The sequence below is a fragment of the Bradyrhizobium sp. Ce-3 genome (assembly GCF_022835695.1).
Lineage (GTDB): Bacteria > Pseudomonadota > Alphaproteobacteria > Rhizobiales > Xanthobacteraceae > Bradyrhizobium.
The window spans coordinates 199,025-224,372 of the sequence record NZ_BQUV01000003.1 but is presented as its reverse complement, the minus strand read 5'-3'; the positions used below and the strand labels follow the sequence as shown (position 1 = coordinate 224,372).

Below are 25,348 nucleotides of genomic sequence, written 5' to 3'. Positions count from 1 at the left end.
TCCCACAAAATATCGAAAACAACCCCATGCACAGTAGCGAGACGGTATCATGGCACCGCGACGAAACCGTCATCACGTCCTCCGCTGCGGGTCGACGATGTCGCGCAGGCCGTCGCCGAGCAGGTTGAAGCAGAACACCGCGATCATCAGCGCAAGGCCGGGGAATAGCGCGATCCACCATTCGCCTGACACCATGAAGCCGGCGCCCTCGGCGACCATGATGCCCCACTCGGCGGTCGGCGGCCGGACGCCGAGGCCGATAAACGAGAGACCCGCGGCGTTGAGGATCGCGTAACCCATGGTCAGCGACATCTGCACGATCATGATCGGCATGATGTTGGGCAGGATGTGCCCGAGCAGGATGCGGTATTCGCCGTTGCCCGAGAGCCGCGCCGCCTGCACGAAGCCCGCGTTGCGGCGGACATTGGCCTCGGCGCGCGCGACCCGGGCATAGAGCGGAAAGTTGACGATCGCGGTCGCGATGATGATGTTCTGCACGGTGTTGCCGAGCGCCGCGACGATGCCCATCGCCAGCACGAACAGCGGAAACGCCATGATGGTGTCGGCGATGCGGCCGACGATGCGATCGGTCCAGCCGCCGAAATAGCCGGCGGCGATGCCGGCCAGCCCGCCCATCAGGAACACCAGCACCACGGAGGCGATCGCGATGAAGGTGTCGAGCCGGGTCGCGACGATGACCCGGCTGAAGATGTCGCGGCCGAGCTGGTCGGTGCCGAACCAATGCGCGGTGGACGGCGGCTTCAATGCCGCCGCGGTGTCGGAGGCGAGCGGGTCGTACGGCACCACGTAAGGCCCAAACAGCGCGGCGAACAGGATCAGGATCAACAGCGCAAAGGCGAAGCCGGTGACCTTGTTCTCGCTCAGCACGTAGCGGGTCTGCTCCAGTACCGCAGCAAGTCCGGAGGTGCGGGCGGAGCCCGCGGGCTCGACGGTCGGCGCAACGCTGCTCATCGCTCTAGCCCTCCAGCCTGACGCGGGGATCGATCACGCCGTAGAGGATGTCGATCAACAGATTGAGAGCCACGTACATGATCGCCATGGTCAGCACGAAACCCTGCACCGGCGCGAAGTCCGAGGCGATCAGCGCCTCGACCGCGTAGGAGCCGATGCCGGGCCAGGCGAACACCTTCTCCACCAGCACGTTGGCCCCGAGCAGGAAGGAGAACACCATGCTGAGCGTGGTGATGACCGGCAGCATCGCGTTGCGAAACGCGTAGGTGACGATCACCTTGCCGGGCGACAGGCCGCTGGCGCGCGCGGTGCGGACGAAATCCGACGCCAGCACCGCGAGCATCGAGGCTCGTGTCATCCGGGCGATCGGCGCCAGCGAGAAGATCGCAAGCGTCACCGCCGGCAGGATCAATTGGCTGAGCGCAGACCGAAACGCCTCGAAGTCGTGCGCGATCAGGGTGTCGATCAGATAGAAGCCGGTGATGGTCGGCGGCGCGCTATAGAACACGTCGAGCCGGCCGAGCGGCGCCGGCGCCCAGCCGAGCCGGAAGTAGAACACATACACCAGCACCAGCCCGGTGAAGAACACCGGCAGCGACACGCCGGCCGTGGTGGTGACGCGGCAGAGATGGTCGATCCAGGAGCCCGGCCGCGTCGCCGCCAGCACGCCGAGCGGAATCGCGATCACGATCGAGACGACGAGGCCGAGCAGCGTGAGCTCGGCTGATGCCGGCAGACGGTTGCGCAACTCGGCCGCCACCGGCTGGCCGGTGGTGAGCGACGTGCCGAGATCGCCGTGGGCGAGATCGTTGCTGTAGCGGACGAACTGCTCGATCAGCGGCTTGTCGAAGCCGAGCTTCTTCCTGATCTGGTCGACCGCTTCCTTGGTCGCCGCAGGTCCTGCAAAATAAGCGGCGGGATCACCCGGCAGCGCACGCGTCAGCAGGAACGTCACGATCACGACCCCGATCAACGAGGGGATCGCGAACAGCAGCCGCTTGCCGATCAGGGTCAGCATGATGGCCTCGCCGCTTGTAGCTGAAGAGTCACACGGGCGGTGGCCGGGCTCCCTCCCCCCTTGCGGGGGAGGGTTGGGGCGAGGGGCGCCGCTTGCTCCGCTGCGAGATGGAGCGCCGCCCTGATCCGCGCGTGACACAGCGAATGGTTGGGCACCATCTCGCCCAACGTCGTCGATGCGCGTATGCGGCTTACCCCTCTCCCCACCCTCCCCCGCAAGGGGGGAGGGAGCCTGAGAGGTGTGCTCACCTCACCTAAGCCAGAAGCACAAGCCGATGCGCGGTAGACCATCGACATGCCGCCTCACCCCTTCACCAGCGCGCGGTAGTCGAGGCGGCGATGGAACCAGTATTGGTAGCCGGAGATGTTCTTCTGCATCGCGACGTTGACGAAGGGCTGGTAGAGCGGGATGCGCGGGATGTCGGTAAACGCAAGATCGACGAAGCCCTTGACGTCGGCGTCATAGGCCGCGGCGTCGCCGTTGGCGGCGGCGATGCGCGCGCCGTCGATGAGCTTGTCCATCTCGGGCGACTTGTAGCTCATCGTGTTGAAGATCGAATTGTTGCCGTGATAGCACCAGTAGAAGAAGTACTCGGGGTAATCGAGCCAGCCCGAGAACACGTTGGTGAACAGCGGCATTTCCTTCTTGGTGAGCTCGGTGCGCCAGTTGGCGCCGGGCACCTTGTTGATCGTGGTCTTGATGCCGAGCTGCGCGAGGCTCTCCTGCACCAGCACGCAGAGCGGCTCGTTGACGCCGGCGAAGTTCAGGTCGAACGAGATCGTGGTCTCGAAGCCGTTGGCGTAGCCGGCCTCCGCGAGCAGCGCCTTGGCCTTCTCCATGTCGGTGAAATACTTCGTCGGCTGCGGCCAGGCGACCTCGGTCGGCTTGTCCTTGGCGGCGCCGAACATCGGGTTGGCGAGGCCGAACAGCACCGCATCCATGATCTTCTGGTACGGCATCGCGTAGGCCATCGCCTGCCGCACCTTCGGATTGTCGAACGGCGGCTTGGTGACGTTCATGCCGATATACTGGATGCCGTTGGAGAACGGCAGCGACACCACGTTGAGCTTGCCGTTCGCCTTCATCTCCTGGAAGTCCTTGAACGGCAGCTCGTAGGAGATGTCGGCATCGCCGCGTTCGAGCAGCGCACGGCGGTTGCCGGCCTGCGGCACCATGCGCCAGATCACGCGCCTGATCTTCGGCATCGGACCACAGACCCAGTCGTCGTTGCGCTCCATCACCACTTCGGTGCCCGCGGTCCATTTGGTCACCTTGTAGGCACCGGAGCCCGCGGTCTGCTGCTTGGTGAATTCGAGCCCCCAGGGATCCTTCTCGCTGGCGTTCTTCTTCACGAGTTCGGAGTTGACGACGCAGGGCACGATCACAGCGAGATCGGGCATCGTCAGCTTGTCCTTCCTGAGGAAGTCGACGCGCACCGTATGATCATCGACGACGACGAACTGCTCGGGCTTGGTCAGCGAGCCTGCGCTCATCTGGAAGGTCGGGAAGCCGCCGACCGAGACGGCACGGTCGAGCGACCATTTGACGTCCTTTGCCGTGACCGGCGTGCCGTCATGGAATTTGGCGTTCTTGCGCAGCTTGAAGGTGACCGACATGTCGCCGATGTTGAAGTCCTCGGCGAGCTCGGGCTTGAACTTGTCGCGGTCGTAATAGGGCACGCCGCCCGGACCGCTCTTCATCTCGTGGCTGATCAGCCGGTCGTAGCAATTCCACGACACCTCGTAGCCGGGCACGTTGGTGCCGATGCCGTGGATGTCGAGATTGTTGGGACCGCCTTCGGAGACGATCAGCAGCGTCTCGGAGCGCGCATCGGCCTTGGCCGGCGACCAGATCGCCGGCGCGGTCGGCGCCAGCGCCCCCGCCGCCAGTCCGGACACCGATTTGAGGAAATCGCGACGCTTCATGTGATGCTCCAAATGCCTTTTTGGAAAATGGCTTTGGAACCGGGATCGCAAGGTTTGTGCCAACCCCTAACGAAACCTTATGAGGCGCTAACCAGCTGGAGAGATGGAGGAAACTGCCATAGGTATCTTGATCTGGCGCTGTCGGCGACACCAATCATTGCATACAAAGGACAGGTCAATGCTCAATCAATGAGCAAAAAGTGGGCCCTGCTCGCTTTCTGGCCGACGATCGATTCAGCTGCTAGTCCGGCCAGATCAGCTCCTGCAATTGGACGAAGTCGTCGACCCGGTCCGGCCAGCCGGCGATGCAGATGTGCCGCAGCGGGTCGCTGGCCGAGTGCAGCATCATGAGCGCCATCAGCCGCCGCTTCAGCGCGAAATTCACCTCGCTGCGCGGGATGCCGAAACCGTCGAACAGGCTGCGCACCCGGCGCGGATGCCCGGCAGCCATGAAGGCGCTGGGCCCGAGCAGATCGTACTCGCCCCACCCGGTCCGGACGTCGCCGAAGTCGAACAGGCCGGCGACATGCCAGCCGTCGGCGCGGCGGCCGAGCAGGAAATTCTCCGGGATGTACTCGCCAGTCAGGATCACCGGCGGCGCGTGCATCGGGATCAGCTCAGTGGCGTCGCGCAGCAGATCATCGAGCCCGGCGAGCAATTTCGCCGGCAGCCCGAGCCGCTCGTGGCGCGCCCGGCACTGCGCGATCTGGGTGCGCATGAAGGCCTCCCAGCGCGGCTCGAGCGCCAGCAGGCAGCCGGGCGGCACGCGCTGCACCTCGGCGATCACGGCGCCGATCTCGGCCAGCACGCGCTCGCGTTCGGCTTCCGGCAGCGCTGGCCACACCTCCGAGCCGACGGTGCCGGCGAGGTGCGTGATGACGAGATAGGGCCAGCCGTCGCGCTCGCCCTCCGCGACGAGGTCGGGGATCGGAATGCCGAGTCGTCCGCGCAGCTCGGCGAGCGCGCCGCGCTCGGAGACGAATTGCGGACGCAGGAACGGCGGAAACAGTTTCAGGATCAGGCTGTCATCGAGCCTGACGACGAGGTTGGTGCCGGTCGCAAACACATGCGGCGGCGCGCCCCACGGCAGCCCGTGGCTGTCGGCGATCTCGCGCGCCACCGGCAGCCAGCGCGAGGTGTCACCGCGCCAGGCGCGATAGGTATCGTAGGTGGTAATGGACGGGAGCCGAGCGATCATTGCAAGCTTTGTAGCCCGGATGGAGCGCAGCGTAATCCGGGATTCTGCGCCAACCGAAGCACCGGTCCCGGATTTCGCTTCGCTGCATCCGGGCTACGCAGCCATACCAACATCACCGATCCGGATTGGCGCGCTCGAACTGGCGCAGCAGGCGGTTGCCGCGGTCGACGGCGTTGTCCATCGCGGCCTGCGCCGAGCGCTTGCCTGAAAACACCTGCTCGAGCTCCTCCTCGATCACGTCGCGGATCAGGACGAACGAGCCGAGCCGGATGCCCTTGGAATTGTCGGTCGGCGGCTTCAGCGTCACCTCCTCGATCGAGATCGAGGCGCCGGGATTGCGCTCGTAGAAACCCTGCGTGCGGCTGAGATCGAATGCGGCGCGGGTGATCGGCAGATAGCCCGTGTTCTGGTGCCAGGCGGCCTGCACCTCCGGCCGCGACAGATAGGCGAAGAACTTCGCCACCCCGGCATATTCGGCGCGCGGCCGGTCGCGCAGCACCCACAAGGTCGCGCCGCCGATGATGGAGTTCTGCGGCGCGCCCTGCACGTCCGGATCGTACGGCATCATGGCGTAGCCGACCTCGAATTTCGAATTCGCCTTGATGTCGGCGCGGGTGCCCGACGAGCCGATGAAGATGCCGCACTCGCCCTTCTGGAAGCGCGGCTCGGCCGCCTGGCCGCGGCCGCTATAGTCGAAGGTCTTGTCGGCTTGCCATTGCGCGAGCTGCGCGATGTGGCGCACCACCAGCGGGTTGTTGAAGATCAGCTGGGCGTCGAGCCCGGAGAAGCCGTTGGCCTTGGTTGCGATCGGCAGATTGTGAAACGCCGAGAAGTTCTCGACATTGATCCAGGACGGCCACGACGTGGTGACGCCGCACATCGCACCGGCCGCGCGCAGCCGCTTCGCCATCGTGCCGAGCTCCGGCCAGGTCTTCGGCGCCTGGCTCGGATCGAGCCCCGCGGAGCGGAACATGTCCTTGTTGTAGTACAGGATCGGCGTCGAAGCATTGAACGGGAACGACAGCATGTTGCCGTCGACATCGGCATAGTAGCCGGCCACAGCGGGCAGATAGGCCTGCGGTGCAAACGCCGCCGACTGGTCGCGCATCAGCTCGAACACCGGATAGATCGCGCCGCGCGCCGCCATCATGGTTGCGGTGGCAATCTCGTTGACCTGAACGATCGCCGGCTGGCTGCGCGAGCGGAAGGCGAAGATCGCCGCGGTGACGGTCTCGGTGTAGTTGCCCTTGTAGGCCGGCACGATCCGGTAGTCGGATTGCGACGCGTTGAAGTCGGCGGCGAGCTTCTCGAGCTGCTTGCCGAGCTCGCCCGACATCGCATGCCACCACATGATCTCGGTCGCGGCGCGCGCCGGCGAGACGAGCAGAACGGCCACGACCACGAGCTGCAAGAGCTTGAAGGTGAGCTTCAAAGTGAACTTCACGACGTGCCGTTCCCGGATGCCAATGTGCCGTCATACGGCGCCACAACCGCAGATTCAATCGACACCGAAGGTTGCAACCCGGATTTAACGTTTTGGCCAATGGCGAACCAGCGCCGTTCTGCTAAAAAAGCGTTGAACCTTTTCTTCCCGCCCAGGACATAAATCACAAGGGGAATTGTTGCCTGTGTACCGCCGCGCCGGCCTTTCGCGGATAACGATGCTTGCCGTCGCGCTGTTATGGACAGCGGTCCCGGCGAGCGCCTTTGCGCGCGAATTCCGCACCGCCGATACCCAGAATGAGGACTATCCGACCGTCCAGGCGCTGAATTACATGGACCAGCTGATCGCCGAACGCACCGGCGGCCGGCACCGCATCGTGGTCTTCCATTCCCGCCAGCTCGGCGAGGAAAAGGAAACGCTGGAACAGACCCGGGCCGGCGCGATCGATCTGAACCGGACCAATGTCGCGCTGATCGGAACCATGGTGCCGTCGGTGAATGTGCTGGCCATGCCGTTCCTGTTTCGATCGCTTGAGCACCTGCAGCACGTGCTGGACGGCCCGATCGGCAACGAGATCCTGAACAGCTTCGAGGCCCACGGCTTTGTCGGGCTGGCGTTCTACGATTCCGGCGCCCGCTCGATCTACAACAGCGTCCGCCCGGTGCGCTCGCTCGACGATCTCAAGGGGTTGCGGCTGCGCGTGCAGCAATCCCAGCAGATGTCGGACATGATCCGCGCGCTCGGCGCCCAGCCGGTCGAGATGCCCTACGGCCAGGTGCTGACCGGCCTCGCCAACCGGCTGATCGACGGCGCGGAGAACAACTGGCCGTCCTTCGTCACCACCGGCCACTACAAATATGCCGGCTACTACACGCTGACCCGGCACACCGTCAGTCCCGACGTGCTGGTGATGTCGCAAAAGGCCTGGGCGGCGCTCTCGCCGGAGGAGCAGACGATCTTCCGCGAGGCCGCGCAACGCTCCAGCGCCTACATGCGCGAGCGATGGCGCGAGCTCGAGGAGCACTCGCGGAAGCAGGCGGAGCAGGCCGGCGTCAAGATCGTGACCGACATCGACCGCAAGCCGCTCGAAGCGGCGATGGCCGGCATCTATGCCAAGGCGGAGCGCGATCCGGCGATTGCGGCGCTGATCGAACGCATCCGCAACATGGAGTAACCGGATCTTGGCCGCACCAGAGCAGGACAGGACGATACGACGGCCGGCGGCCTTTGGGCCGCAGGGCCGCTTCCGCATCGTCCAGTTGCTGCGTGCGGTCCCGATCCGCTGGCGCATCCTGTCGATCGCGCTGCTCAACTCCGCGGTCGTGATCGTGCTCGCGGTACTGATCTGGAACGGGGCGAAGGTGCTCGGCTCGGCCTGGGAGGATGTCCGCCAGGTGCGGGAATCCGACAAGATCCTGGCCAAGCTCGAAAGCGAGACCAGCCGGCTGCAGAACCTGATCCATCGCTACATCAACCAGCCGAGCCCGGACCTGTTCGCGGAGATCCTGCTGCTGCGCGAGGCGGTGCTCGGCACGCTGACCAACCGGGCCTCGACCGACCCGGTGCTGTCGGGCTCGGTCGAGGAGCTGGAGCGCGTCACCAGCCGTTTCCTCGACGGCTTCGGCGAATTGCGCACGGTGCAGACCAAGATCTCCAAGACCTATGACGAGCAGGTGCTGTCGCCGACCAAGGACATGGCCGGGCTGTATTCGATCATCGAGGGCGCCACCGGGCATCGCGACGCGCTGATCTGGCCCGCGCTCGGCAAATCGCGCGAAGCCTTCACCTCGCTCCTGGTCGCCGCCAACGCCTATTATCTCTCGCTGGCCTCGTCATCGGCCGAGGAAGCCCGCCGCAACATCGATACGATCGAGAAGACGATCCCGGTCATGACCGATATGGCCGAGAACGATCTGCAGCGCATGGCGCTGGCGCGGCTCAAGGTCAAGACCGCAGAGCTGCGCGAGGGGCTCGGCAAGCTCAGCGAACAGCTCACCAACCGCACCGATCTGCTGCGCAACTCGATCGACGCCAGCCAGGCCGATGCGATCGGCGCGATCGACGATCTCTCGGTGAAGATGCGCCAGCGCGAGCAGAAGGCGCAGGAGACCTTCGACAAGACGCTGACGTCGATCTCGCGCCGGGTGCTGTCGATCGCCGTGATCTTCCTCGGCGTCATCATGTCGGCCGGCGTCATGATCGCGCTGTCGATCCGGCTGCCGCTGGCGCAGATCATGGCGGCGATGCGCACCATCACCTCGGGCGATCTCGACCGGCCGGTGCAGGGCACCTCGGCCAAGGACGAGGTCGGCGCGATGGCACGCGCGGTCGAGGTGTTCCGCGAGAATGCCATCGCCAAGCGCAAGACCGAGGACGAGCTGCGCACCGCCAAGGAGAAGGCCGAGAGCGCGCTGCTCGAGCTCAACGCCGCGCAGCAGAACCTGATCGACGCCGAGCGTCTCGCCGCGCTCGGCGGCCTGGTTGCCGGCGTCGCCCACGAGGTCAACAACCCGATCGGCATCAGCCTGACGGTGGCCTCGAGCTTTGCCCGCCGCAGCGAGATCTTCGAGAACGACCTGAGGACCGAGCCGCTGCGGCGCTCCAAGCTCGACGAATTCGTGCGCGCCTCGCGTGACGCATCGCAGCAACTGGTCTCCAACCTGCAGCGCGCCGGCGAGCTGATCCAGTCGTTCAAGCAGGTCGCGGTCGACCGCTCGCATGCCGAGCGCCGCCAGTTCGCCTTGAGCGAATCGACCGACCAGATCGTGGCGAGCCTGCGGCCGGTGCTGAAGAAGGCCGCGATCGCGCTGTCCGTCGACGTGCCCGAGGGGCTGCTGATCGACGGCTATCCCGGTGCATATGGCCAGATCTTAACCAATCTTTTCCTCAACGCCGTCAATCATGCCTTTGCCGATGGCCGCACCGGCAACATCACGATCTCGGCGCGCGGGCGCGGCGCTGATGATGTCGAAATCATCTTCGCGGACGACGGGGCTGGCATGACGCCGGACGTGCAGCGGCAGGCATTCGACCCGTTCTTCACGACGCGGCGCAACGAAGGTGGTACGGGCCTCGGCCTGCATATCGTCTATAACCTGGTCACCCAGCAGCTCGGCGGACGCATGATGCTGGAGTCAAGGGTAGGACAAGGCACAACTTTTCGCATTATCATGCCCAGGATCGCCAAGGGGGCTGCCAAGGGCGAGCCCACGATCACTGACGCAGCAGCCGACGGAACCAGTCAATGGCCGAACAGGACGATGTCCTCCAACTGATCGACGATACCGAGAGCCCCCCGGAGGACTCGTCGGCCCGCAAATGGAAGATCGCCGTCATCGACGACGACCACGCCGTCCATGAAGGCACCCGTTTCGCGCTCAGCGACTACAATCTGAACGGTGCGACGCTGGAGATCCTCTCGGCCTACTCCGCGGCCGAAGGCCGCACGCTGATGCGGGACAATCCCGACATCGCAGCCGTGCTGCTCGACGTCATCATGGAGACCGACGTCGCCGGCCTCGAGCTCGTCGAGTACATCCGCAACGAGATCAGGAACGAGACCGTCCGCATCATCCTGCGCACCGGCCAGCCCGGCCAGGCGCCCGAGCGGCGGGTCATCGTGCAGTACGACATCAACGACTACAAGGCGAAGACCGAGCTCACCGCCGACAAGCTGTTCACCTCGCTGACCGCGGCACTGCGCAGCTACCAGCAGCTCGAGCGCATGGTGCAGACCCGGCGCGGGCTCGAGATCATCATCGACGCCGCCTCGACGCTGTACGACTTCAAGTCGATGCAGCGGCTGGCCGAGGGCGTGCTGACCCAGCTCGCCTCGCTGCTCAACGTCGATTGCGCGGGGATCCTGGTGCTGCGCGACGACGGCAACGGCAACGCCGCCGCCTGCGATTTCTCGGTGCTGGCCTGCTCGGGCTGCTACAGCCGCTTCATCGGCACCACCTCGTCGAAGGCGCTCGATGCCGATTTGCGGCACATGGTCGAGGAAGCCTTCCAGCGCCGCAAGAACGAGTTCGCCGACCACCGCAGCGTGCTCTATTCGCGCACCGGCTCTGGCCGCGAGGTCGTGGTGCTGCTGCAGGCCGAGCGCCAGCTCTCCGACACCGATCGCGCGCTGGTCGAGATCTTCTCGAGCCGGCTGTCGATCGCGTTCGACAACGTGATCCTCTACCAGCAGCTGCACGAAGCCAACACCCAGCTCGAGGACCGCGTCACCCAGCGCACCCGCGCGCTGATGCAGGCCAACCGGCGGCTGTCGGCGCAATGGCTGCGGCTGCAGCGCGCCAACGGCTTCAAGAACGAGATCCTCGGCACCGTCGCCCACGACCTGAAGAATCCGCTCGGCGTGATCCTCGGCCGCACCGAGATGCTGACCGAACTGATCGGCGCCGGCTCGCCGAAGGAGAACGTCACCGCGCAGGTCGAGCACATCAGGGATGCGACCAAGCGGCTGACCTCGATGGTCGACCATCTGATCTCGGACGCGATGGCCGATGCCTTCGACATCACCATCCGCCGCGAGCCGGTCGACGTCGCAGCCCTCGTCAACGAGGTCACCGAGGCCAATTTGCCCTCGGCGGTCAACAAGCAGCAGAGCATCTCGGTCTCGGGGCCGCAGCATTTCGTCACGATGTGCGACTCCGACCGGATCCGCGAGGCGATCGACAATTTGGTCAGCAACGCCATCAAATATTCGCCGATCGGCGGCAAGATCACGGTCGCGGTCAGCCATGAGGGCGACGACACCGTGATCCGGATCGTCGACCAGGGTCCTGGCCTCAGCCCCGAGGATCTCAGCCGGCTGTTCGGCCGGTTCCAGCGGCTGTCGGCCAAGCCGACCGCGGGCGAGAGCTCGACCGGGCTCGGCCTTTCCATCGTCAAGCGCATCATCGACATGCATGGCGGCCATGTGACCGCACAGAGCCCGGGCCCCGGACAGGGGTCGACCTTTACGGTTACACTGCCGGCGACAGAGACATCATGAGCCAGAACCCGCATATCTTCATTGTCGACGACGAGGCGCCGGCCCGCGAGATGGTCGGCGATTACCTCAAGATGCACGGCTTCGGCGTGACGCTGTGCGATGGCGGCAAGAGCCTGCGCAAGGAGATCGAGAGCAGCACGCCCGATCTCGTGGTGCTCGACCTCAACATGCCCGAGGAGGATGGTCTGTCGATCATCCGCGACCTCAAGAGCAAGATCAACGTCCCCGTCATCATGCTGACAGCTACCGCCAGTCCGATCGACCGGGTGGTCGGCCTCGAGCTCGGCGCTGACGATTACGTGGCCAAACCCTGCGAACTGCGCGAGCTGATGGCCCGCATCCGCTCGGTGCTGCGGCGGAGCGGGCCCGCCAAGACGGCCGCGCCGGAACCGGCAAGCGGCAAGGCCGAAAAGGAGCAGCTGGTGCGGTTCGGCACCAAATGGCTCGATCTCGAGGCCCAGGCGCTGCGCGACGACGAGGGCAACGAGCATCCGCTGACCGCCTCGGAATTCGGCCTGCTGAAAGTGTTCGCGGCCAACCCGAAGCGCGTGCTGTCGCGCGAGCGGCTCTTGGAACTCGCCAATGCGCGCGACGCCGAAGCCTTCGACCGCGCCGTCGACCTCCGCATCATGCGGATCCGCCGCAAGATCGAATTCGACCCGACCAAGCCCTCGGTGATCCGGACCATCCGCGGCGGCGGCTATCTGTTCTCGCCGACCGGGGACAAGGCCTGATCGTCGCGCTGGCACTATTCCCGTCATCCTCGAATTTATCGATTTGGCTGTGCGGCACACCCGGAATCCACACAGCTGAGGCTGTCAATCCGCGCAAAAATCCCTAAGTTTCGGCCATGCCGAAAACAGCCTCCAAAGACCCCGCCAAGCCAGCTCCGAAGACCGCCCCCAAGCCCGTTGCCGCCAAGCCCGCGGCCAAGGGCGACCATATCTTTTTGGTCGACGGGTCGGGTTACATCTTCCGCGCCTACCACGCGCTGCCGCCGCTGAACCGCAAGTCCGACGGGCTGCAGGTCAACGCCGTGCTCGGCTTCTGCAACATGCTGTGGAAGCTGCTGCGCGACATGCCGGAGGACAACCGGCCGACCCATCTGGCGATCGTGTTCGACAAATCGGAGATCACGTTCCGCAACAAGCTGTATCCCGATTACAAGGCGCACCGGCCGCCGGCGCCCGACGATCTGATCCCGCAATTCGCGCTGATCCGCGAGGCAGTGCGCGCCTTCGAGCTGCCCTGCCTCGAGCAGGTCGGCTTCGAGGCCGACGACCTGATCGCAACCTATGCGCGGCTCGCCACCGAGCGCGGCGCCACCACGACGATCGTGTCATCAGACAAGGACCTGATGCAGCTCGTCAACGACAACGTCGTGATGTACGACACCATGAAGGATCGCCGCATCGGCCGCGACGAGGTGATCGAGAAATTCGGCGTGCCGCCGGAGAAGGTGGTCGAGGTGCAGGCGCTCGCCGGCGATTCCACCGACAACGTGCCCGGCGTGCCCGGCATCGGCGTCAAGACCGCGGCCCAGCTGATCATCGAATATGGCGATCTCGATCAGCTGCTGTTCCGCGCCGGCGAGATCAAGCAGCCGAAGCGGCGCGAGGCGCTGCTGGAGAACGCAGAGAAGGCGCGGATCTCGCGCCAGCTCGTGCTGCTCGACGACAAGGTCGAGCTCGAGGTGCCGCTCGACGACCTCGCGGTGCACGATCCGGACTCGCGCCGGCTGATCGCCTTCCTCAAGGCGATGGAGTTCACCACCCTCACCCGCCGCGTCGCCGACTATGCGCAAATCGACCCGGCCAACGTCGACGCCGATCCCGGCAACAAGAGCGGCGCCAGCGTGTTCTCGCCGCTGCCGCCGTCGGACGTGACGCCTGTGCCCGGCGACGCTCCGGCATCGGCCGCAGCACCGCTGGCGAAAGCCAAGCCGACCGGCGCGCGCGACGACAAGAACTCCAACCGCAAGGGCACGCCGGCCACGCTCGCCGAAGCCCGCGGCGAGGCGATCCGCAAGACGCCCTTCGATCGCAAGGCCTACCAGGCGATCGGCAGCCTCGACCAGCTCAATGCCGTCATCGCGCGCGCGCACGACACCGGCTACCTCGCGATCGAGGCGATGTCGGAATCGATCGACCCGATGCAGGCCGAGCTGTCCGGACTGGCGCTCGCCGTGGCGCCCAACGACGCCTGCTACATCCCGCTCGGCCACCGCGAGCCCGGCGGTGGCGCCGGCCTGTTCGATGCCGGCCTCGCGCCCGGCCAGCTCAAGACCGCCGATGCATTGAAGGCGCTGAAGCCGCTGCTGGAGTCCACAGGACTCCAGAAGGTCGGCTTCAACGTCAAATTCACCTCGGTGACCTTGGCGCAGCACGGCGTTACGCTGCGCAACATCGACGATGCCCAGCTGATGTCCTATGCGCTCGATGCCGGCCGCGGCTCGCACGCGATCGAGTCGCTCGCCGAGCGCTGGTTCGGCCACGCCGTCGTCAATTACGGCGGCCTCGTCGGCAGCGGCAAGGGCAAGCTGACCTACGATCAGGTCACGATCGACAAGGCGACTGAATACGCGGCCGAAAGCGCCGATGTGATCCTGCGGCTGTGGCGGGTGCTGAAGCCGCGCCTCGTCGCCGAGCGGATGACGACGGTGTACGAGACGCTGGAGCGGCCGCTGGTGTCGGTGCTGGCGCGGATGGAGCGGCGCGGCATCTCGATCGACCGCCAGGTGCTGTCGCGGCTGTCGGGCGATTTCGCCCAGACCGCGGCGCGGGTCGAGGCCGAGATCCAGGAGATCGCCGGCGAGCCGGTCAATGTCGGCAGCCCGAAGCAGATCGGCGACATCATCTTCGGCAAGATGGGATTGCCCGGCGGCACCAAGACCAAGACCGGCGCGTGGTCGACGACCGCGCAGGTGCTTGACGATCTCGCCGAGCAGGGCCACGACTTCCCGAAGAAGATCCTGGAATGGCGCCAGGTCTCGAAACTGAAATCGACCTACACCGACGCGCTGCCGACCTACGTCAACCCGCAGACCCATCGCGTCCACACCACCTACGCGCTGGCCGCGACCACCACGGGGCGGCTGTCGTCGAACGAGCCGAATCTGCAGAACATCCCGGTGCGTACCGAGGACGGCCGCAAGATCCGCCGCGCCTTCATCGCCACGCCCGGCCACAAGCTGGTGTCGGCCGATTACTCGCAGATCGAGCTGCGGCTGCTGGCGGAGATCGCCGACGTGCCGGTGCTGCGCCAGGCGTTCCGCGACGGGCTCGACATTCACGCCATGACCGCCTCGGAGATGTTCGGCGTGCCGATCAAGGACATGCCGAGCGAGGTGCGCCGCCGCGCCAAGGCGATCAATTTCGGCATCATCTACGGCATCTCGGCGTTCGGCCTCGCCAACCAGCTCGGCATCGCGCGCGAGGAGGCCTCGGCCTACATCAAGAAGTACTTCGAGCGCTTCCCCGGCATCCGCGCCTATATGGACGAGACCAAGGACTCCTGCCGCCGCAACGGCTATGTGACGACGCTGTTCGGCCGTAAGATGTACTACCCGGATATCAAGGCCTCCAACGCCTCGGTGCGCGCCTTCAACGAACGCGCCGCGATCAACGCACGCCTGCAGGGTACCGCCGCCGACATCATCCGCCGCGCCATGATCCGGGTCGAGGACGCGCTCACGGAGAAGAAGCTCTCGGCGCAGATGCTGCTGCAGGTGCATGACGAACTGATCTTCGAGGTGCCCGACGACGAGGTCGCGGCGACGCTGCCGGTGGTGCAGAAGGTGATGCAGGATGCGCCGTTCCCGGCCGTGATCCTGTCGCTGCCGCTGCAGGTCGACGCCCGCGCCGCCAACAATTGGGACGAGGCGCATTAGCCTCATCTCTCTCGTCATTCCGGGGCTCGCCGCAGGCGAGAACCCGGAATCCACTCATCCATAAATTATGCGGCCCGATGGATTCCGGGTTCGTGCTTCGCACGTCCCGGAATGACGACGAGAGACCGGGCGAGGGAGCACACCGCCGCGAGATCGACATTGCTCCGAGAGCAATTCCAGCATGGCCGCGCCGCGCACGGCACGCTAGAAGTGCATGCATCCCCTCGCGAGACCTGTCATGCCCCACACATCCGCCCTGCTCGGCTTTGCGCTCGTCTGCCTCGGCATGGTGCTGACGCCGGGACCGAACATGATGTACCTGATCTCGCGCTCGATCACGCAGGGGCCGGCGGCCGGCATCGTCTCGCTCGGCGGCGTCGCGCTCGGCTTCGTGTTCTACATGCTGTGCGCGGCGTTCGGCATCACCGCGCTGCTGTTTGCGATTCCCTACGCCTATGACGCGCTGCGCTTCGCCGGCGCCGGCTATCTGCTCTGGCTGGCGTGGCAGGCGCTCAAGCCCGGCGGCCGCTCGCCGTTCCAGGTCAAGGCGCTGAAGGTCGACGGCCCGCGCAAATTGTTCGCGATGGGTCTCGTCACCAACCTGCTGAACCCGAAGATCGCGATGCTTTATCTCGCGCTGCTGCCGCAGTTCATCGATCCCACCGGCGGCAGCGTGCTGTCGCAGTCGCTCGCGCTCGGCTCGATCCAGATCGTGATCAGCGTCAGCGTCAACGCGATGATCGCGCTCGCGGCCGGCTCGATCGCGGTGTTCCTCGGCACCCGCCCGACCTGGCTGTTGGTGCAGCGCTGGCTGATGGGCACCGTGCTCGCGGGGCTTGCGATGAAGATGGCGCTCGAGGCGAGGAAGGCCTGATCAGTACCCTCTCCCCTTGTGGGAGAGGGTGGCGAAATCGAGCGAAGCGAGATGTAGCCGGGTGAGGGTCTCTCTCCACGAGCTTGCTCGCGGAGACAGCCCCTCATCCGGCGCTGCGCGCCACCTTCTCCCACAACGGGACAAGGGAAGAAGACGCGTCTCAATCCAGCTTCGCGTCCATCCCCCGCTTCGTCGCGGGGCGGGCCATCAGCGTCTCGTACCAGCGCTTGACGTTGGGGAAGTCTGATAGCTCCACCTTGTGGCGCGGATGGCGCCAGGCCCAGCCGAGGATGGCGAAGTCGGCCACCGAGAGATCGCCGGCGACGAAGTCGCGGCCATCGAGCCTGCGATCCAGCACGCCGTAGAGCCGCCGCGTCTCGGCCATGTAGCGCTTCAGGCCATAGGCGCGGTCCTGCTCGTTCTCCAGCGCGATGAAATGGTGGACCTGGCCCGGCATCGGGCCGAAACCGCCCATCTGCCACATCAGCCACTCATAGACCGGGATCCGCTCCGCCAGCGGCTTCGGCAGGAACTTGCCGGTCTTCTCGCCGAGATAGAGCAGGATCGCGCCGGACTCGAAGATGCTGACCGGCTTGCCGCCCGGACCGTCCGGATCGACGATCGCCGGGATCTTGTTGTTTGGGCTGATCGCAAGGAAGGCGGGCGCCATCTGCTCGCCCTTGCCGATATTCACCGAGATCACCTTGTAGGGCAGCCCCATCTCCTCCAGCGCCACCGAGATCTTGCGGCCATTGGGGGTGTTCCAGGTGTGCAGCTCGATGGTCATTTCCGCTTCCCGTGCAAGTGTTTGGCCAAGTGTTTGGCCGAGCGTTTGGGGCTTGCTTACGGGGATTGGCACGGCCGCACAACCCGTGCTTTCCGCACGCTGCTGCGCTGAAATGGCGGCGCGGGCACTGTTGACGGCGGGATTTACCCGCTGGAATGTGCGAAAGACCGCCGATAGATTGCCGGCCGCCTCAAAGCCCCCAAAGAACCCTCAAGGGAAAAAGCCTTTGTCCAAATCAGCCTCCCGCGCCCGCCTCGCCGAGATCATCCGCAAGCGCTCGTTCGGCCGCGGCGAGATCACGTTGGCGTCGGGCCGCAAGAGCGACTTCTATTTCAACCTGAAGCCGACGATGCTCGATCCCGAAGGCGCGGCGCTGCTCGCCGAGCTGACCTATGAGGCGCTGAAGGACGACCGGCTCGATTTCGTCGGCGGGCTCGAGATGGGCGCGGTGCCGCTCGCCGGCGCCATCGCGCAGCTGTCCTGGCTGAAGGGCCATCCGATCGCGGCCTTCTTCGTGCGCAAGAAGCCGAAGGAGCATGGCGCGCGGCTGTCGGTCGAAGGGCTCGCCAAGGGCGAGACGCTGGTCGGCAAGCGCATCGTGATCGTCGAGGACGTCACCACGACAGGCGGCTCGGCGCTGAAGGCGGCGGAAGCGGTGCGCGAAGCCGGCGGCGAGGTCGCGCTGGTCTTCACCATGGTCGACCGCGAGGAAGGCGCGACCGAGACATTCGCCGAAGCCGGGCTGCAATTCCGCGCGCTGTACAAGGCCGGCGAGTTCCTGAAGGATTGACGGTGTCTCTTCACCTCTCCCCGCATCCACCTTCGCCCGAAGGCGGGCTTTGGCGGACAAGAGAGCGGGGCGAGGGAGAAGAGGGCGCCCCGGCCCCGCTTTCTTCGTGTGACGCCGTCACCCCAAATCAATCGCTCGTTTACCATCCCGCCGTAAGGTGAATCCGCCGGGGCAGCTTGTCGCCGCGGCGTGGCGCGTCGGGTGGAGTTGGCGTTGCGTACAGAGTTGAGTGATCGGCGCATGCGGCGCCGCGTGATGCTTGCCGCCGCGTCGTTTGCGGGTTCCGTCCTGGTGGTGCCCGCTCCCGTCTCAGCCGAAGGGCTGTTCGACCTCTTCTTCGGCGGTTCCCAGAAGCAGCAGGGCCGGCAGGCGCCGCCGCAAGCCAATTTCTTCGCCGATCCGTTCGGCCTCAACCAGCAGCAGCCGGAACGGCAGCAATCCGCGCCGATCTCGGCGCCGCGCGTCGCCGGTTCCGGACCGGCCTATTGCGTGCGCAGCTGCGACGGCAAGTATTTCCCGCTGACGATGCGCGGCAACGCGACGCCGGCGCAGCTCTGCCAGGCGTTCTGTCCGGCAAGCGCGACCAAGGTCTATTACGGCAGCCATATCGACAGCTCCGCCTCGGCCACCGGTGAGCGCTACGCCGACAGCGAAAACGCCTTCGCCTATCGCAAGGCGCTGCGCGCCGACTGCACCTGCAATGGCCGCGATCCGGCCGGGCTCGCACCGGTCGACCTTGCGCTCGATGCCTCGCTGAAGGCCGGCGACGTGATCGCGACCACCGACGGCCTCGTCGCCTACACCGGCGTCCGCGTCGGCAACGAGCAGTCGTTCGACTTCACGCCGGTCGCCTCCTATCCCGGATTGACCACGGCGGTCCGTGCACGGCTCGGAGAAATGAAAGTCGCGCCGGTCAGCGCCGAGCTCGCCGGCGACGCGCCGCTGCCGGAAACCAGAAGCGATGTCGCGCCAGCTGCGCCGTCATCCGTTGTGCCGAAGGGCCATGCCGCAAAGCCCGCCAAGCGGGCCGAGGCGAACTGACGGGCGTAAGCCCGTCGTCACGACGACAATCAGCGCGCCACGATCACGCCGATCACGTTCGGCGCGGCCATGTATTTCTCCTCGATCGCGGCCCGCGCGGCGGCGCGGTTCTCCGGATTGAGGAGGCCGCGCTTCTCGGCCAGGATCATCCAGCAATAGCCCCACCAGTCCGTCAGCATGCCCTGATCGTCGACCAGGTCGTAGCCCTGCTCGCCGGCGAAGATCCGCGCATGCGCCTCATCAAGCGAATCGAGCCAGGCGTGATCCTCCAGTGAGAACAGCTCGTCGCTGAAATCATCCGTGGTGTAGCCCCAGATCGACATGCAGACCGCGTTGAACTCGCGGTCGAGCTGGTCGTCGTCGATCGGCTGGCGCCGCGAGGCCTGGTGCAGCCGCGACAGCGACCGCGCGAAATCGGCAATCCGGGTCAGGGCGAATTGATCAAAGGCGATGGTGGACATGTAGTCCTCGCGGAGACTGTGAGACCATAGATATTGTGTCGGCGCAGGCGCCGAATCACAATGATATATCAAAGACTTGCTAAAGTGTTCTTAATTCGTTCTGATTGGTTTATGGTTCATTCCTGAACGTCGCCCCGGCGAAGGCCGGGGCCCATAACCACCGCTATCCGATATCTCGCATGATCGGTGCCGCGAAATGAACGCCACAGCCTATTACGTCTACATTCTCGCGAGCCGCCGCCATGGGACGCTCTACATCGGCGTCAGCAACGATCTCCGCAATCGGCTTACGCTTCATCGCGCTGGACGCGGCTCGCAATTCGTCAAGAAGTACGGCGTCACGCGGCTGGTTTACATCGAGGTCTACGCTTCACCACTGGAGGCGATCGCACGGGAGAAAGCGTTGAAGGAATGGCGCCGTGACTGGAAGATTCGCCTGATCGAGACAGACAATCCGGAATGGGGCGACCTGTCCCATCTTCTCTGACAGCTGTGGTTATGGGCCCCGGCCTTCGCCGGCGGGGCGACGAGTTTGCGGTGCTGGCTTTCGCCAGGACGACGAAGGAGGCAGCATCGCCGTCACGCGAATGCTCGCCCCCGGACGCAATTCGGGCCGCTGACTTAAGTCAGCGGCCCGTTGAAAATTGCTTCGGAATGAAATGCGTCGGAGCTAAAATATGTGCCCGCCCCACGAGCGACAGGTGTGGTTGTAAAGGACTTGTTAAACCTTGGGAATCCGTATCACCACGGTGTTCCCGACGCGCGCATGAGAGCGTGTTGCGCGGCGTTCAATTGGCTGCCGACAGCAATTTGTCGCCGCAGGCATTCGCGTAGAACTTGCCGCCGCATTGCCGCTTGATGGCGGCGCAGCGCGCGGCGGGCGATGCGTTCTGCGCCACGCTGAAGCTGCAGCTGAGGCCATCGGCGCTGCGGCCCGTTTTGCCCGCCGCATAGGCTGCGCTGGTCGCCGTGATGCACACCACGAGGAGTGCGGCGGCCGCGATCTCGATCAGCAGTCTCATCACGCATCCCTCCGCTCGATTGTCGCAACATCCCGGCTTCCCACGGCCCATTGTAGCATCGGTGGCGATGAGCCCGAAGGGTTCCCGGAGCGGCCCGGTCCTTGCATAAAATTACGGCAGCGCCGCGTATGGCCTTGTCGCCGACAGTTTCGATTGCCATGCAAGGCGCGTATCATTGCGTTGGAACATGATCGGAAACCGCCGACACCGGGATTTCCGCGGATCATGCTCAAATCTGAACGGCAGGGATTGGGCGCGTTGCAGGAACAGACAAACTACCCGGCATTGAACCAGCCGATCGACGAGCTGGCGCTGACCGAGATCAAGGGCGCGATCCTGGCCAAGCTGCGGCTTGCGATCGGCAAGGACGCGGGCATGGCGACCCGGCGCGACTGGTACAAGGCCGCGGCGCTGGCGCTGCGTGATCGCATCGTGCACCACTGGCTGACCGCCGAGAAGCAGACCTACGACGCCGGCGCCAAGCGGGTCTATTATCTGTCGCTCGAATTCCTGATCGGCCGCCTGTTCACCGACGCGCTGAACAATATGGGGCTGCTGCCGCTGTTCGAGGCCGCGCTCGGCGACCTCGGCGTCGATCTCTCCGACCTGCGCAAATGCGAGCCCGATGCCGCGCTCGGCAATGGCGGCCTCGGCCGGCTCGCGGCCTGCTTCATGGAAAGCATGGCGACGCTGGCGATTCCGGCGACCGGCTACGGCATCCGCTACGATTTCGGCCTGTTCCGCCAGATCATGAACCAGGGCTGGCAGCAGGAATATCCCGACGAGTGGCTCGCCTTCGGCAACCCTTGGGAATTCCAGCGGCCGGAGGTGGTCTACAACGTCCATTTCGGCGGCCATGTCGAGCATGTCGACGATCGCGGCCGCGACCGCGCCACCTGGCATCCGACGGAAACCGTCGAGGCGATGGCCTATGACACGCCGATCGTCGGCTGGCGCGGCCAGCACGTCAACGCGCTGCGGCTGTGGTCGGCGCACGCACCCGACCCGCTCAAGCTCGACGTCTTCAACTCAGGCGACTACGTCTCGGCCAGCGCCGAGCAGGCGCGCGCGGAGGCGATCTGCAAATTCCTCTATCCGAACGACGAGAGCGCGGCGGGCCGCGAGCTCCGGCTGCGCCAGGAATATTTCTTCGTCTCGGCCTCGTTGCAGGATCTCGTCAACCGGCATCTCGCGTCCGACGGCGGCCTGCGCAACCTCGCGCAGAAGGCCGCGGTGCAGCTCAACGACACCCATCCGAGCCTTGCGGTCACCGAGCTGATGCGGATCCTGGTCGACCTGCACAGTTTCCGCTGGGATGAGGCCTGGAAGATCACGGTCGCAACCCTGTCCTACACCAACCACACGCTGCTGCCGGAGGCGCTCGAGACCTGGCCGGTCGAATTGTTCGAGCGGCTGTTGCCGCGGCATCTCGAGATCATCTACCGCATCAACGTGGCGCATCTCGCGCTCGCCGAGGAGCGCTTCCCCGGCGACATCGAATACCGCGCCTCGGTCTCGCTGATCGACGAGCGCAGCGGCCGCCGGGTGCGGATGGGCCAGCTCGCCTTCGTCGGCTCGCACCGCATCAACGGCGTCTCGGCGATGCATTCCGACCTGATGAAGGAGACCGTGTTCCACGACCTCCATCATCTCTACCCCCAGCGCATCACCAACAAGACCAACGGCATCACCTTCCGCCGCTGGCTGATGCTGGCCAATCCGCGGCTGACCGATCTGCTGCGCGAGGCCTGCGGCGAGGCGGTGCTCGACGACTTCGCGCTGCTCGAGCGGCTCGAAACCCATTCCAGCGACCTCGAATTCCAGAAACGCTTCCGCGACGTCAAGCATCACAACAAGCTGGCGCTGGCGCGGCTGATCGGCGAGCGCAACCACATCAAGGTAGATCCGTCGGCGTTGTTCGACGTGCAGATCAAGCGCATCCATGAATACAAGCGGCAGCTGCTCAACATCCTGGAGACCATCGCGCTGTACCACGCGATGAAGGACGAGCCGCAACGCGACTGGGTGCCGCGGGTCAAAATCTTCGCGGGCAAGGCGGCGGCGAGCTACCGCTACGCCAAGCTGATCATCAAGCTGATCAACGACGTCGCCGAGGTCGTCAACAACGATGCCGCGCTCAATGGCAGACTGAAGGTCGCCTTCCTCGCCGACTACAATGTCAGCCTCGCCGAGGTGATCATTCCCGCCGCCGATCTCTCCGAGCAGATCTCGACCGCCGGCATGGAGGCCTCGGGCACCGGCAACATGAAGCTGGCGCTGAACGGCGCGCTGACCATCGGCACGCTCGACGGCGCCAATATCGAGATCCGCGACGCGGTGGGACCCGAGAACATCGCAATCTTCGGCCTGGAGGCCGGCGACGTCATGGTCCGCCGCAAGCAGGGGCTCGATGCCTCCGACGTGATCCGCAAATCGCCGCGGCTCGAGCGCGCGATCCGCGCCGTCGAAAGCGGCGAGTTCTCGCCCGGCGATGCCGCGCGCTTCGCCTCGATCGGGCACGCGCTGCGCTACCTCGATCACTACATGGTCTCGGCCGATTTCGATTCCTATTACGACGCGCAACGCGGCATCGACGCGCGCTGGCAGGTGGTGCCGGCCTGGACCCGCGCCTCGATCCTCAACGTGGCGCGGATGGCCTGGTTCTCCTCCGACCGCACCATTCGCGAATATGCCGAGGACATCTGGCACGTGCCGGTGCATCCGACCGCCTCGCCGCAGCTCGGCAATCAGCGCGAGGCGAAGGGCTAATCCCGCGACACGGAAATCGATGACGTCAGACGTCATTGAATTTCGCGCGCCAGCAGCGATATTGCATGACGAGCGTCATTGCGAGCGTTAGCGAAGCGATCCATCTCTCGCCTCACATGCTGATAGATGGATAGCTTCGTCGCTTCGCTCCTCGCAATGACGATTGGTACTTAAGGATTTGCATGCTCACCAAGACACCACACCTCTTCGATGAAGCCACCGCCGTGACCGCCGGCGACAGCCGCTGGCAGGGACGGACCAGCCCGGATTACTGGGCCTTCGTCGGCCCGTTCGGCGGCTGCACCGCCGCGACCATCCTGCGCGCGCTGATGCAGCATCCGCAGCGGGCCGGCGATCCGCTGGCGCTGACGGTGAACTACTGCGCGCCGGTCGCCGAAGGCGCCTTCGACCTCGATGTCCGCCTGGTGAAAGCCAACCGCTCGAGCCAGCACTGGTCGGTCGAGATGACGCAGGGCGGCGGCGAGGTCGCGACGCTGGCGACCGCGGTGTTCGCCGAGCGCCGGCCCTCGTGGTCGCACCAGCCAGCCACCTTTCCCGGCGCCGCGCCGTTCGAACAGCTGCGCTCGTTTCCGAAGCTCAAGATGACCTGGGCCAACCAGTACGATTTCCGCTTCGCCGACGGCGAGCCGAGGTTTCACGAGGGCGCCGCGACGGAGCCAGCGCACGCGTATTCCAGGATGTGGATCGCCGACCGCATGCCGCGCAAGCTCGATGCATTGTCGCTGATGTCGATGTCGGACGCGTTCTTCGGCCGTGTCTTCCACGCGCGGGGTGAACTGGTGCCGTTCGGCACGGTGTCGCTGACGACCTATTTCCACGTCGATGCCGCCGACCTCGATGCCGAGGACACCACCCGCGTGCTCGCCGTGGCCGACGCGAAAATCTTCCACAAGAGCTATGGCGACCAGCACGGCGAATTGTGGTCGCCGTCCGGCCGCTTGCTCGCGACCACGACGCAGATCGCCTATTTCAAGGCGTAGGGCATTTCGCGGCGTAGCCAAATATCCACATTGGTCTGCTACGACCGCATTGCCTATTTCAAGGGTTGAGGGAACATTGGCAGGTCGCTTCTGTTCCACACCTTTGGGAGCACTGCTGCATGTCCGAAGCCGACACTTCAAAGCCCTCGCGCATCGCGCTGCTTGGCGTTCCCATCGAGATCGGCGCGTCGCAGGCCGGACCGCTGATGGGGCCGGACGCGCTGCGCACCGCCGGCATCGCCCGGCTGCTCGAGCAGCTCGACTTCCAGGTCGATGACCATGGCAACCTTGCGATCCCGCAGGTCGTCGCCGACGGCCCGGTGCCGGCCAACACCAGATTCTACGACGAGGTGAAGACCTGGACCCGCGCGCTGTCCGAGCGCGCCTACTGGCTGGCGCATTCCGGCGCGATCCCGATCTTCATGGGCGGCGATCACTCGCTGTCGATGGGCTCGATCAACGGCGTCGCGCGCTACTGGCAGGAAAAGGGCCGGCCGCTGTTTGCGCTGTGGGTCGACGCGCATGCCGACTACAACACGCCGGCCACCACCATCACCGGCAACATGCACGGCATGTCGGCGGCCTTCCTGTGCGGCGAGGCGGGCCTCGACGATCTGCTCGGCGGGCTGCCGCGCGCCTCGATCCCGCCCGAACAGCTCGACCTGATCGGCACCCGCTCGGTCGACCCGCTGGAGCGCAAGCTGCTGCGGCAGCGCAACGTCTCGATCGCGGACATGCGGCAGATCGACGAGTTCGGCGTCGCCGTGCTGACCCGCCGCGTGATCGAGCGCGTGCGCGCCAAGAACGGCGTGCTGCACGTCTCGTTCGACGTCGACTTCCTCGATCCGGCAGTCGCCCCCGGCGTCGGCACCACGGTGCCGGGCGGCGCAACCTATCGCGAAGCCCATCTGATCATGGAGCTGCTGCACGATTCCGGACTGGTGCGCTCGCTCGATATCGTCGAGCTCAATCCATTCCTCGACGAGCGCGGCCGCACCGCGCGTGTCGCGGTCGAACTGATCGGCAGCCTGTTCGGTTTGCAGATCACCGACCGGCAGACGCCGAGCAACGCCGTGCTGCCGGAGATGGGCGAGTAGCAGGCAACAGATTCGGTGTCGTCCCGGCGAAGGCCGGGACCCATAACCACCAATGGTCATC

Annotated in this window: 20 protein-coding genes; 12 read left to right on the top strand and 8 right to left on the bottom strand. The window is 65.4% G+C overall.

Annotated features, from left to right (window positions below; translation table 11 throughout):
• Positions 1–72: 72 nt before the first annotated feature.
• The 5 genes from BRSPCE3_RS12095 to ugpB all read right to left on the bottom strand — a co-directional run bounded on the left by BRSPCE3_RS12095 (position 73) and on the right by ugpB (position 6,545).
• Positions 73–972 (bottom strand): ABC transporter permease, encoded by a 900-nt coding sequence (locus BRSPCE3_RS12095; RefSeq protein WP_244066037.1) that lies wholly within the window; start codon positions 970–972, stop codon positions 73–75.
• A gap of 4 nt (positions 973–976) precedes the next feature.
• Positions 977–1,990 (bottom strand): ABC transporter permease, encoded by a 1,014-nt coding sequence (locus tag BRSPCE3_RS12090; protein WP_244066036.1) that lies wholly within the window; start codon positions 1,988–1,990, stop codon positions 977–979.
• A gap of 302 nt (positions 1,991–2,292) precedes the next feature.
• Positions 2,293–3,915 (bottom strand): ABC transporter substrate-binding protein, encoded by a 1,623-nt coding sequence (locus BRSPCE3_RS12085; protein WP_244066035.1) that lies wholly within the window; start codon positions 3,913–3,915, stop codon positions 2,293–2,295.
• A 241-nt stretch (positions 3,916–4,156) separates the two neighbouring features.
• Positions 4,157–5,113 carry a phosphotransferase gene (locus tag BRSPCE3_RS12080; protein ID WP_244066034.1) on the bottom strand — a complete coding sequence of 319 codons (957 nt, stop codon included), beginning with the start codon at positions 5,111–5,113 and terminating at the stop codon, positions 4,157–4,159.
• 112 nt (positions 5,114–5,225) lie between these two features.
• On the bottom strand, positions 5,226–6,545 hold the full coding sequence (ugpB, locus tag BRSPCE3_RS12075; protein ID WP_375709908.1) for a sn-glycerol-3-phosphate ABC transporter substrate-binding protein UgpB: 1,320 nt from the start codon (positions 6,543–6,545) through the stop codon (positions 5,226–5,228).
• A gap of 190 nt (positions 6,546–6,735) precedes the next feature.
• Here ugpB and BRSPCE3_RS12070 point away from each other — a divergent pair, with 190 nt between their 5' ends.
• The 6 genes from BRSPCE3_RS12070 to BRSPCE3_RS12045 all read left to right on the top strand — a co-directional run bounded on the left by BRSPCE3_RS12070 (position 6,736) and on the right by BRSPCE3_RS12045 (position 16,319).
• Positions 6,736–7,731: a TRAP transporter substrate-binding protein gene (locus BRSPCE3_RS12070; protein WP_244066032.1), complete on the top strand. Its 996-nt coding sequence runs from the start codon at positions 6,736–6,738 to the stop codon at positions 7,729–7,731.
• A 34-nt stretch (positions 7,732–7,765) separates the two neighbouring features.
• On the top strand, positions 7,766–9,832 hold the full coding sequence (locus BRSPCE3_RS12065) for a HAMP domain-containing sensor histidine kinase (protein ID WP_244066526.1): 2,067 nt from the start codon (positions 7,766–7,768) through the stop codon (positions 9,830–9,832).
• On the top strand, positions 9,802–11,556 hold the full coding sequence (locus BRSPCE3_RS12060) for a DUF3369 domain-containing protein (protein ID WP_244066031.1): 1,755 nt from the start codon (positions 9,802–9,804) through the stop codon (positions 11,554–11,556). Before BRSPCE3_RS12065 ends, BRSPCE3_RS12060 begins: the two co-directional genes overlap by 31 nt.
• Complete coding sequence (locus tag BRSPCE3_RS12055; RefSeq protein WP_244066030.1) at positions 11,553–12,290, top strand: response regulator; 738 nt, start codon at positions 11,553–11,555, stop codon at positions 12,288–12,290. The genes BRSPCE3_RS12060 and BRSPCE3_RS12055 overlap by 4 nt, the downstream gene beginning before the upstream one ends.
• A 116-nt stretch (positions 12,291–12,406) precedes the next feature.
• Positions 12,407–15,445 (top strand): DNA polymerase I, encoded by a 3,039-nt coding sequence (gene polA / locus BRSPCE3_RS12050; protein WP_244066029.1) that lies wholly within the window; start codon positions 12,407–12,409, stop codon positions 15,443–15,445.
• A 238-nt stretch (positions 15,446–15,683) separates the two neighbouring features.
• On the top strand, positions 15,684–16,319 hold the full coding sequence (locus BRSPCE3_RS12045; RefSeq protein ID WP_244066028.1) for a LysE family translocator: 636 nt from the start codon (positions 15,684–15,686) through the stop codon (positions 16,317–16,319).
• 160 nt (positions 16,320–16,479) lie between these two features.
• Here the strand turns inward: BRSPCE3_RS12045 and BRSPCE3_RS12040 are convergent, their stop codons facing one another.
• Positions 16,480–17,106, bottom strand: coding sequence for a glutathione S-transferase family protein (locus tag BRSPCE3_RS12040; RefSeq protein ID WP_244066027.1), 627 nt, complete (start codon positions 17,104–17,106; stop codon positions 16,480–16,482).
• Between the two features lie 226 nt (positions 17,107–17,332).
• On the opposite strand from BRSPCE3_RS12040, the gene pyrE reads away from it, so the two are divergent.
• Complete coding sequence (gene pyrE / locus BRSPCE3_RS12035; RefSeq protein ID WP_244066026.1) at positions 17,333–17,896, top strand: orotate phosphoribosyltransferase; 564 nt, start codon at positions 17,333–17,335, stop codon at positions 17,894–17,896.
• Between the two features lie 240 nt (positions 17,897–18,136).
• On the top strand, positions 18,137–18,937 hold the full coding sequence (locus BRSPCE3_RS12030; protein ID WP_244066025.1) for a DUF2865 domain-containing protein: 801 nt from the start codon (positions 18,137–18,139) through the stop codon (positions 18,935–18,937).
• 29 nt (positions 18,938–18,966) lie between these two features.
• Here BRSPCE3_RS12030 and BRSPCE3_RS12025 read toward each other — a convergent pair whose 3' ends face one another.
• Complete coding sequence (locus BRSPCE3_RS12025; protein ID WP_244066024.1) at positions 18,967–19,398, bottom strand: hypothetical protein; 432 nt, start codon at positions 19,396–19,398, stop codon at positions 18,967–18,969.
• Positions 19,399–19,594: 196 nt separating this feature from the next.
• On the opposite strand from BRSPCE3_RS12025, the gene BRSPCE3_RS12020 reads away from it, so the two are divergent.
• The gene (locus tag BRSPCE3_RS12020) at positions 19,595–19,885 is read left to right on the top strand and encodes a GIY-YIG nuclease family protein (RefSeq protein ID WP_244066023.1); all 291 of its coding nucleotides are present in this window, start codon (positions 19,595–19,597) and stop codon (positions 19,883–19,885) included.
• A gap of 301 nt (positions 19,886–20,186) precedes the next feature.
• On the opposite strand, the gene BRSPCE3_RS12015 is transcribed toward BRSPCE3_RS12020, so the two are convergent.
• Entirely contained in the window at positions 20,187–20,420 is a 234-nt protein-coding gene (locus BRSPCE3_RS12015) for a hypothetical protein (protein WP_244066022.1), read from the bottom strand.
• 225 nt (positions 20,421–20,645) lie between these two features.
• Here BRSPCE3_RS12015 and BRSPCE3_RS12010 point away from each other — a divergent pair, with 225 nt between their 5' ends.
• The 3 genes from BRSPCE3_RS12010 (at position 20,646) to rocF (ending at position 25,287) form a co-directional block, all read left to right on the top strand.
• A complete protein-coding gene (locus BRSPCE3_RS12010) occupies positions 20,646–23,189 on the top strand; it encodes a glycogen/starch/alpha-glucan phosphorylase (protein ID WP_244066021.1) in 2,544 nt (847 codons plus the stop codon).
• A gap of 182 nt (positions 23,190–23,371) precedes the next feature.
• Positions 23,372–24,190 carry an acyl-CoA thioesterase II gene (locus BRSPCE3_RS12005; protein WP_244066020.1) on the top strand — a complete coding sequence of 273 codons (819 nt, stop codon included), beginning with the start codon at positions 23,372–23,374 and terminating at the stop codon, positions 24,188–24,190.
• 119 nt (positions 24,191–24,309) lie between these two features.
• Entirely contained in the window at positions 24,310–25,287 is a 978-nt protein-coding gene (gene rocF / locus BRSPCE3_RS12000; RefSeq protein WP_244066019.1) for an arginase, read from the top strand.
• Positions 25,288–25,348 lie beyond the last annotated feature (61 nt).

Bases quoted from the DNA above. Each gene is read 5' to 3' on its own strand.
- BRSPCE3_RS12010 (WP_244066021.1), top strand. From the start codon at position 20,646: ATGCTCAAATCTGAACGGCAGGGATTGGGCGCGTTGCAGGAACAGACA.
- BRSPCE3_RS12025 (WP_244066024.1), bottom strand. From the start codon at position 19,398: ATGTCCACCATCGCCTTTGATCAATTCGCCCTGACCCGGATTGCCGAT.
- BRSPCE3_RS12095 (WP_244066037.1), bottom strand. From the start codon at position 972: ATGAGCAGCGTTGCGCCGACCGTCGAGCCCGCGGGCTCCGCCCGCACC.
- BRSPCE3_RS12055 (WP_244066030.1), top strand. From the start codon at position 11,553: ATGAGCCAGAACCCGCATATCTTCATTGTCGACGACGAGGCGCCGGCC.
- BRSPCE3_RS12030 (WP_244066025.1), top strand. From the start codon at position 18,137: ATGCGGCGCCGCGTGATGCTTGCCGCCGCGTCGTTTGCGGGTTCCGTC.
- BRSPCE3_RS12015 (WP_244066022.1), bottom strand. From the start codon at position 20,420: ATGAGACTGCTGATCGAGATCGCGGCCGCCGCACTCCTCGTGGTGTGC.
- BRSPCE3_RS12005 (WP_244066020.1), top strand. From the start codon at position 23,372: ATGCTCACCAAGACACCACACCTCTTCGATGAAGCCACCGCCGTGACC.
- BRSPCE3_RS12045 (WP_244066028.1), top strand. From the start codon at position 15,684: ATGCCCCACACATCCGCCCTGCTCGGCTTTGCGCTCGTCTGCCTCGGC.
- BRSPCE3_RS12060 (WP_244066031.1), top strand. From the start codon at position 9,802: ATGGCCGAACAGGACGATGTCCTCCAACTGATCGACGATACCGAGAGC.
- rocF (WP_244066019.1), top strand. From the start codon at position 24,310: ATGTCCGAAGCCGACACTTCAAAGCCCTCGCGCATCGCGCTGCTTGGC.
- BRSPCE3_RS12085 (WP_244066035.1), bottom strand. From the start codon at position 3,915: ATGAAGCGTCGCGATTTCCTCAAATCGGTGTCCGGACTGGCGGCGGGG.
- BRSPCE3_RS12040 (WP_244066027.1), bottom strand. From the start codon at position 17,106: ATGACCATCGAGCTGCACACCTGGAACACCCCCAATGGCCGCAAGATC.
- BRSPCE3_RS12080 (WP_244066034.1), bottom strand. From the start codon at position 5,113: ATGATCGCTCGGCTCCCGTCCATTACCACCTACGATACCTATCGCGCC.
- polA (WP_244066029.1), top strand. From the start codon at position 12,407: ATGCCGAAAACAGCCTCCAAAGACCCCGCCAAGCCAGCTCCGAAGACC.
- BRSPCE3_RS12020 (WP_244066023.1), top strand. From the start codon at position 19,595: ATGAACGCCACAGCCTATTACGTCTACATTCTCGCGAGCCGCCGCCAT.
- BRSPCE3_RS12090 (WP_244066036.1), bottom strand. From the start codon at position 1,990: ATGCTGACCCTGATCGGCAAGCGGCTGCTGTTCGCGATCCCCTCGTTG.